11 protein-coding genes are annotated in these 7,297 nt (G+C 73.7%); 7 read left to right on the forward strand and 4 right to left on the reverse strand.

Features of this window, described 5'->3' with window-relative positions; genetic code table 11:
• Positions 1 to 522 (forward strand): bifunctional DNA primase/polymerase (locus ACIQOV_RS18595; RefSeq protein WP_401049692.1); only part of this gene is annotated, 522 nt, incomplete at its 5' end.
• Between the two features lie 42 nt (positions 523 to 564).
• On the opposite strand, the gene map is transcribed toward ACIQOV_RS18595, so the two are convergent.
• On the reverse strand, positions 565 to 1,410 hold the full coding sequence (gene map, locus ACIQOV_RS18600; protein ID WP_401049694.1) for a type I methionyl aminopeptidase: 846 nt from the start codon (positions 1,408 to 1,410) through the stop codon (positions 565 to 567).
• 112 nt (positions 1,411 to 1,522) lie between these two features.
• Here map and ACIQOV_RS18605 point away from each other — a divergent pair, with 112 nt between their 5' ends.
• From ACIQOV_RS18605 to ACIQOV_RS18615, 3 genes are read left to right on the forward strand one after another with little or no spacing between them, the layout of a single operon-like run.
• Positions 1,523 to 1,750 carry a hypothetical protein gene (locus ACIQOV_RS18605; RefSeq protein ID WP_359896920.1) on the forward strand — a complete coding sequence of 76 codons (228 nt, stop codon included), beginning with the start codon at positions 1,523 to 1,525 and terminating at the stop codon, positions 1,748 to 1,750.
• Positions 1,751 to 1,810: 60 nt separating this feature from the next.
• Complete coding sequence (locus tag ACIQOV_RS18610) at positions 1,811 to 2,080, forward strand: type II toxin-antitoxin system Phd/YefM family antitoxin (protein ID WP_401049696.1); 270 nt, start codon at positions 1,811 to 1,813, stop codon at positions 2,078 to 2,080.
• The gene (locus tag ACIQOV_RS18615; protein ID WP_401049697.1) at positions 2,073 to 2,336 is read left to right on the forward strand and encodes a type II toxin-antitoxin system RelE/ParE family toxin; all 264 of its coding nucleotides are present in this window, start codon (positions 2,073 to 2,075) and stop codon (positions 2,334 to 2,336) included. Before ACIQOV_RS18610 ends, ACIQOV_RS18615 begins: the two co-directional genes overlap by 8 nt.
• 31 nt (positions 2,337 to 2,367) lie before the next feature.
• Here the strand turns inward: ACIQOV_RS18615 and ACIQOV_RS18620 are convergent, their stop codons facing one another.
• Positions 2,368 to 3,705, reverse strand: coding sequence for an MFS transporter (locus ACIQOV_RS18620; protein WP_401049698.1), 1,338 nt, complete (start codon positions 3,703 to 3,705; stop codon positions 2,368 to 2,370).
• A gap of 95 nt (positions 3,706 to 3,800) precedes the next feature.
• Positions 3,801 to 4,442 (reverse strand): hypothetical protein, encoded by a 642-nt coding sequence (locus tag ACIQOV_RS18625; RefSeq protein WP_401049700.1) that lies wholly within the window; start codon positions 4,440 to 4,442, stop codon positions 3,801 to 3,803.
• Between the two features lie 47 nt (positions 4,443 to 4,489).
• On the opposite strand from ACIQOV_RS18625, the gene npdG reads away from it, so the two are divergent.
• Positions 4,490 to 5,182 carry an NADPH-dependent F420 reductase gene (npdG, locus tag ACIQOV_RS18630; protein ID WP_401049702.1) on the forward strand — a complete coding sequence of 231 codons (693 nt, stop codon included), beginning with the start codon at positions 4,490 to 4,492 and terminating at the stop codon, positions 5,180 to 5,182.
• A 112-nt stretch (positions 5,183 to 5,294) separates the two neighbouring features.
• Positions 5,295 to 5,480 carry a hypothetical protein gene (locus ACIQOV_RS18635; protein ID WP_359896925.1) on the forward strand — a complete coding sequence of 62 codons (186 nt, stop codon included), beginning with the start codon at positions 5,295 to 5,297 and terminating at the stop codon, positions 5,478 to 5,480.
• A gap of 27 nt (positions 5,481 to 5,507) precedes the next feature.
• On the opposite strand, the gene ACIQOV_RS18640 is transcribed toward ACIQOV_RS18635, so the two are convergent.
• Positions 5,508 to 6,323, reverse strand: a complete 816-nt coding sequence (locus ACIQOV_RS18640; RefSeq protein ID WP_401049704.1) for a site-2 protease family protein — start codon at positions 6,321 to 6,323, stop codon at positions 5,508 to 5,510.
• Between the two features lie 195 nt (positions 6,324 to 6,518).
• Here ACIQOV_RS18640 and ACIQOV_RS18645 point away from each other — a divergent pair.
• Positions 6,519 to 7,297: BTAD domain-containing putative transcriptional regulator (locus ACIQOV_RS18645; RefSeq protein ID WP_401049706.1), on the forward strand; the 779-nt coding region annotated here is incomplete at its 3' end.

The raw sequence follows: 7,297 nt of genomic DNA on the forward strand, positions 1-7,297 counted from the left end.
GCCTGCCCGGCCCCCGCCCAGCACCCGGTCTCCTTCGCCTGGCAGACCCAGGCCACCACCGACCCCGAGCAGCTCTCCCGCTGGCTCGCCCGCGACCCGCAGGCCAACTTCATCACCGCCACCGGCCGGGTGCACGACGTGCTGGACGTCCCGGCGGAGGCCGGACGGCTGGCGCTGGAGCGGCTGACCGCACTGGGCGTCGAGGGCCCGGTCGCCGCCGTCGGCGAGGACCGCTACCTGTTCTTCACCGCCACCCGCGGCACCCCCCAGGACGAGGACGAGTGGTGGCCGAGCGCGCTCGACTCCACCCCGGACACCATGTCGGAGCACCCCGGCCTGCGCTGGCACTGCCGCGGCTCGTACACCCTGCTGCCGCCGGCCGCACTGCCGGACGGCTCCCACGTGAGGTGGCTGCGCGGGCCCGAGCAGCCGCTGCCGGACCCGCTGCGGGTGCTGGACGTGCTCACCGACGCCTGCACCGAGGTGGGCGCCGTCGCCGAGGAGCAGTGGCTGATCGGCTAGGGCGCCCGCCGGGCGGCGCGGGTCACGCCGGCCGTGCCCCGGTCACGGCAGGGTGAGGATCTCCGCGCCGTCCGCCGTGACCACCAGGGTGTGCTCGAACTGGGCGGTGCGCTTGCGGTCCTTGGTGACGACCGTCCAGCCGTCCTCCCAGATCTCGTAGTCGTAGGTGCCCAGGGTCAGCATCGGCTCGATGGTGAAGGTCATGCCCGGCTTGATCACCTCGGTGGCCCGCTCGCTGTCGTAGTGCGGGATGATCAGGCCGGAGTGGAACGACGTGTTGATGCCGTGTCCGGTGAAGTCCCGCACCACGCCGTACCCGAAGCGCTTGGCGTAGGACTCGATGACCCGCCCGATGACGTTGATCTGACGACCCGGCCTGACCGCCTTGATCGCCCGGGCGAGGGATTCCCGGGTGCGCTCGACCAGCAGCCGGGACTCCTCGTCCACGTCACCGACCAGGTAGGTGGCGTTGAGGTCGCCGTGCACCCCGTGGATGTACGCGGTGGCGTCGATGTTGACGATGTCGCCGTCCTGGAGCACCGTCGAGTCCGGGATGCCGTGGCAGATCACCTCGTTGATCGAGGTGCAGACGGACTTGGGGAAGCCCCGGTAACCGAGGTCGGACGGGTAGGCGCCGTGGTCGCACATGTAGGCGTGGGCCACGGCGTCCAGCGCGTCGGTGGTGACGCCGGGGGCGATCAGCTTGGCCGCCTCCTCCATCGCCCGGGCGGCGATCCCGCTCGCGATCCGCATCTTCTCGATCGTCTCGGCGGTCTGCACCTCGGGCCCGGTGTACGGCGTCGGCGCGGACTTGCCGACGTACTCGGGGCGCGCGATGTGCGCCGGGACCTTGCGGGTGGGGGACTGGATGCCGGGTACGAGAGCCATGCCGCGAGTCTAGTCGCCGGTCCCCGGGGCCCCGGGGGGTGTGCGGCCCGGGCCGGGGCGGGGAATGATCGGTACCGACCCATCCTTCTGGCCTTCTGAACGGGAGAGCGCCATGCCCCTCGGATTCAACCGCAAGCCGACCGGCAAACCCGGCGAGTGGTTCTACTGCATCAAGCACAACAAGGTCGAAGAGGGCCCGGAGTGCCCGGCGAAGGACCGCCTGGGCCCGTACGCCACCCCCGAGGAGGCCGCCCAGGCGCTGCGCATCGCCGACGAGCGCAACCGCGAGTGGCAGAACGACCCGCGCTGGAGCGACAAGCCGAAGGACGACGCCGAGTAGCCCGCCCGGTGCGGCGCCGAGCCCATGTGTACACCTGGGTCATCACGTACACTTGGGCTCATGACGCAGCCGTTGCCCAGGGAGTCGATCCGCGATGTCCGCGCGCACCTGGCAGAGGTCGTCGAGCGGGCCGACCGGGACGACGTACCCACCGTGATCACGCGCCGGGGCAAGGAGGTTGCCGCCGTCGTGTCGATCGAGGTCCTGCGGAAGTACCAGGAGTGGGAAGCGCGCGAGATCAACCGGATCATCGACGAGCGGATGGCCGATCCCGCGCCGGGCGTGCCGATCGAGGACGTCATGAGGGAGACGCTGGCCCGCAGTGAGTGAGTACCGCACCGTCTTCCGGCCGGAGGCCCAGGCCGAGCTCCGGAAGATCCCTCGTGACATGGCGCTTCGCATCCTGGCCAAGCTGACCGAGCTGGAGAGCGATCCGTTCGGCTCCAACACCACCGCACTCGTGTCGCAGCCCGAGCGTCGACGCCTGCGCGTGGGCGACCACCGCATCGTCTATACGGTCGACAACGGGCAGGTGGTGGTGTGGATCGTCCACGTCGGCCACCGTTCCACGATCTACGGCACCTGACGGAAACACCGGGCCCCGCCCGGCGGGCTCGTCACGCCGTCGGGGCGGCCTCCCGTTCGGCGCGTTCGTGCTCGGCGCGGACGGCGGCGGCGTGGGGGTCGGTGCGGTCGTCGTAGCCGAGCAGCTTCGGGAGGGCGGCGGCGACCGCGAGCACGGCGACCACGCAGGCGACGCCGCCGGCCCAGACGGCGGCGCGCACGCCGACCAGCCCGGCCATGGTGCCGGCCCGGACCTGGCCGAGCTGCGGGCCGACGGAGTAGCTGAGCAGTTCGACGCCGGCCATCCGCCCGCGCAACTCGTCGGGGATGGACTGGTTCCACATGGTCGAGCGGGCGAGCCCGCTGATCTCGTCGGCGCCGCCGGCCAGCGCCAGGCCGAGCAGCACCAGCCCGATGTGCTCGGACAGTCCGGCGAGCGCCATCGCCGCGCCCCAGCCGACGGCGGCGGCCACCAGCAGCCGCCCGTGCCGGTGGACGCGGGAGGTCCAGCCGCTGGTGGCGCCGACCAGCAGGGCGCCGAGGGCGGAGGCCGCGTACATCGGGCCGAGCGCCCAGTCCGCCCCCAACTCCGAGGCCAGGAAGGGGAAGACGGCCACCGGGTAGGCGAACAGCATGGCGCAGAGGTCGATCGCGTAGGTGCCGAGCAGGTCCTTGCGGCTCCAGGCGTAGCGGACGCCGGTCAGCACCGCCCGGACGGACGGCCGTTCGGCGCCGGTGGGCGGCGGCACCGCCTTGATCCGGACGAGCAGCAGCAGCGAGACCGCGAAGGTGAGGATGTCCAGCGCGTACGCGGTCTGCACCCCGGCGAAGGCCACCACGACCCCGGCCAGCGCCGGACCGGCCACCGAAGCGGCGTTGTGGTACAGCGACCTGAGGGCGAACGCGGCGGTCAGGTGCTGGTGCGGGACGAGCCGGGGCAGGAGCGAGTCCAGCGCCGGGCGCTGGATGCCGTCGGCGGCCGCGACCAGTGCGGCGACCAGGTAGATCGGCCAGAGCAGCGGGTGCGGCAGCAGGGCGTTGACCAGCAGCAGCCCGGCCAGCAGGCCGAGCGCGACCTCCGCCCGCAGCACCAGCTTCCGGCGGTCCAGGGCGTCGGCGAGGGCGCCGCCCCAGAGACCGAAGACGATCAGCGGGACGAGTTCGACGGCGCCGATCAGGCCGACCGCGAAGGAGGAGCCGGTGAGCTCCTTGATCTGCATCGGTACGGCGACGAGGGTCAGGAAGCCGCCGAAGCTGGTGACGCAGCCGGAGGTCCACAGGTAGCGGAAGTCGCGGGAGGCACGCCAGGGTGCCAGGTCGGGTGTCAGCGATCGCAGCAGCCTCCGGGCGCGCCCGGGCACGGAGGGATACGGGGGTTCGTCGACGTTCACGAACCGTCATCCTCGGACGGCGGTCACCGCTTCCGCAAAGGGTTTTCGGCCCGTCGGCGGTCGGGTCGCGCGCACCGGTGGTTCGGGCGCCCGGTTCACCAGCGGCTGATCGCGGGTGTCGAGGTCAGCCGTTCGGCGAGTCGGGCGAGCCGGTCCCGGACGGAGCGGCGGTGGGTCCGCTGCCCGGCGGCGACGCTGACCAGGTGCTGGGCGAGGTCGAAGGGCCCCTCGGCGGCGGTGCCGACGGCCAGCCGCTCGTGCGCGAGCTCGCCGAGGCCGCCGGGGCCGCCGGGGCCGCCGGGGCCGCCGGCCGCCCCGGCGCCGGCCGGGGCGCCGCCGTCCAGCGCGAGCACGGTCGCGCCGCGCCGCCGGGCGTCCTGCACCCGCTCCAGCAGCGGGGCGCCGGCCGCCTCCGGGACCACCACCAGCACGGTGTCGCCGCGCCCGGCCCCGGTGAGCCGCCGCAGGTCGTGCAGCAGGTGGGCGGGGGCGCCGGCCGGCGGGCTGTGCCGCAGCAGGGTGGGCGCCAGCCGGGGGACGTCCGACCACGCGGCCTCGTCGTCCAGGTGGGCGGCCAGGTGCCAGGGCTCGTACGCCTCGGTGCCGACCAGCAGCAGCCCGCTCGCCCCGCGCCGTTCCACCGAGCGGCGCAGCGCCCCGGCGAAGCCGCCGACCGCCTCCAGCCAGCCCGTTCCCGTCAGCCGTTCCCGGAGTGCCGAAACTCTCACCGCGTCCATGCGGGCCAGGATGTCCCGCCGGGCCGGGGATTTGGCAGGATCGGCCCATGACTTCCCTCGATTCAGCGACAAACCCGGCCCACGAGGTGCCGGACGTCTCGCAGCTGGTGGTCGGTGTCCTCGGCGGCACCGGCGACCAGGGGCGGGGACTGGCCCTGCGGCTGGCCAAGGCCGGCCAGCAGGTGCTCATCGGCTCCCGTGACGCCGCCCGTGCCGAGGCCTCGGCGGCCGAGCTGGGCCTCGGCGTGCGCGGCGCCGACAACGCCACCGTCGCCCGGGAGAGCGACGTGGTGATCATCGCGGTCCCGTGGGACGGCCACGCCGCCACCCTGACCGCGTTGCGCGAGGAGCTCACGGGCAAGATCGTCGTCGACTGCGTCAACCCGCTGGGCTTCGACAAGCAGGGCGCGTACGCGCTGAAGCCGGAGGAGGGCAGCGCCGCCGAGCAGGCCGCCGTCCTGCTGCCGGACTCCCGGGTCACCGCCGCGTTCCACCACCTCTCGGCGGTGCTGCTCCAGGACGAGTCGGTGGAGAGCATCGACACCGACGTCATGGTGCTCGGCGACGACCGGGACGCCACCGATGTCGTGCGGGGCCTGGCCGGCCGCATCCCCGGGATGCGCGGCATCTACGCGGGCCGGCTGCGCAACGCCCACCAGGTGGAGTCGCTGGTCGCCAATCTGATCTCGGTCAACCGCCGCTACAAGGCCCACGCGGGCCTGCGGATCACCGACGTCTGACCGGCACGGGCCGTGTCGACCTCACCCCTGGACCGGCTCCGGAGGTGAGGTCGGCGACAATGGGTGGCGGCCGTGACCCGGCCGCCCGCACCCGTTCTAGGAGCCTCCCGCCATGCCTCGCACGTCCCTCTTCGCCCTGGCCGCCGTCGTCCTCGCGCTCGTGGCCCTGGTGGTCTCGTTGGTCCAGGGCTTCTGGCTGGGCCTGATCTGGCTGCCGCTGGCCGGCGTGGCCAGCAACGTGCTGTGGATGGACCGTCGCCGGGCCCGGATCGCCGCGGCCGCCGCCGAGCAGGGCTGAGGCCCTGCCCGCGGACCGCCGGTGGGGCTAGTTTTTCCAGAAGCTGAACAGGTACCGGCCGAGCGTGGCGTAGTCCTGGTCCACCCCGAACAGGCTCATCAGGCCGTGGACGATCCCGAAGAAGAACTGGTTCACCTGGGGCTGCCACAGCAGCGCGAACACCGCGAGCATCCCGTACGGCGCGAACGGCTCGATGGCCCGCCGGGTCCGGTACGACAGCCAGGGCTCGACGATCCCGTAGCCGTCCAGCCCGGGCACCGGCAGCAGGTTCAGCACCGCCGCGCTCAGTTGGAGGAAGCCGAGGAAGCCCAGCGCGCCGGAGAACGGCGAGATGATCAGCTCGTGGCCCTCCCAGACCGCGTGCACGGTCGGGTCGTCCAGCCAGCCCGCGCCGATCGGGATCAGCAGCGCCGCCGCGATGAGCAGGTTGACCAGCGGGCCGGCCGCCGAGATCAGGCTGTGCTTGAGCCGGCCCTGGACGCGGTGCCGCTCGATCCAGACCGAGCCGCCGGGCAGGCCGATGCCGCCGAGGATCACGAAGACGATCGGCAGCACGAAGCTGAGCAGCACGTTGGCGTACTTCAGCGGGTTGAGCGTGAGGTAGCCCTTGGCCCCGACGCTGATGTCGCCGCCGTGCAGCGCGGTGCGCGCGTGGGCGTACTCGTGCAGGCAGAGGGAGACCATCCAGCCCGCGACCACGAACAGGAACACCCCGAACGAGGCGTTGCCGTAACCCTGGTGCACCGCCCAGCCGGAGGTGCCGAGGACGGCGAGGAGCGCCCAGAACACCGGGCTGATCCGGCGGTCCTCGCTGCGGGAGCGCGGCGTGGCGGCGAAGGTCATGGTCTGGGTGCTCCGTGGGGAGGGGAAGGCGGGCGGGCGCGAGCGGGTCGATCATGCCGGGCGGGCCGGTGACCGGACAAGCCGTCCCGGGTGAACGTCCGGGCGCGCGGTGGCGTTCCACCCTACGTGCCGGGGCCGGGAGGGGCCCAGCACAATTGTGCGGCCCTTCCCCCGGGCATCGACCAGAATGGTGCGGTGCACTACGGCATCCTCGGGACGACGACGGCCCACCACGACGACGGCACGCCGGTAGCGATCGGCGGCGCCCGGCTGCGGGCCCTGCTCACCGCCCTGGCCCTGCGGCAGGGCCGGCCGGTGCCGGCCGACCTGCTGGTGGACGAGGTGTGGGAGGCCGAGCCGCCGCAGGACTCCTCCGCCGCGCTCCAGACCCTGGTCGGCCGGCTGCGCCGGACCATCGGCCGGGACGAGGTCGGCTCCGGCCCGGCCGGGTACTGGCTGACCGGCCCGGCCACCGACCTCGCCGACTTCCAGCGGCTGACCGGTGAGGGCCGCCGCGCCCTGGACACCGGGGACCACGCGCTCGCGGCCGAGCGGCTGCGCGCCGCCCTGGCCCTGTGGCGCGGCCCCGCGCTCGCCGACCTGCCGGACCGCACCGGCCCGGCCGTCCGGCTGGAGGCCCAGCACGAGGAGGCCCGGCGCCACCGGATCACCGCGGACCTCGGCCTCGGCCGGGCCGCCGAGCTGATCGCCGAGCTGGCCGAGCTGTGCGAACGGCAGCCGCTGGACGAGCCGTTGCAGCTGCTGATGATCCGGGCGCTGCACGAGAGCGGGCGGACGGCCGAGGCGCTGCGCCACTACGAGCGGACCAGGCGCGCCCTGGCCGACGAGCTCGGCGTCGACCCGGGGCGCGGACTCCGTTCCCTGTACGCCGAGTTGCTCGCTCCGACGGACCCGACGGAGCTGACGGGCCCGGTGGCCCCGGCGGCCCCGAAGGCCCCGGCGGCCCAGGAGGG

The organism is Kitasatospora sp. NPDC091257 (assembly GCF_044757675.1).
GTDB lineage: Bacteria > Actinomycetota > Actinomycetes > Streptomycetales > Streptomycetaceae > Kitasatospora > Kitasatospora lactacystinica.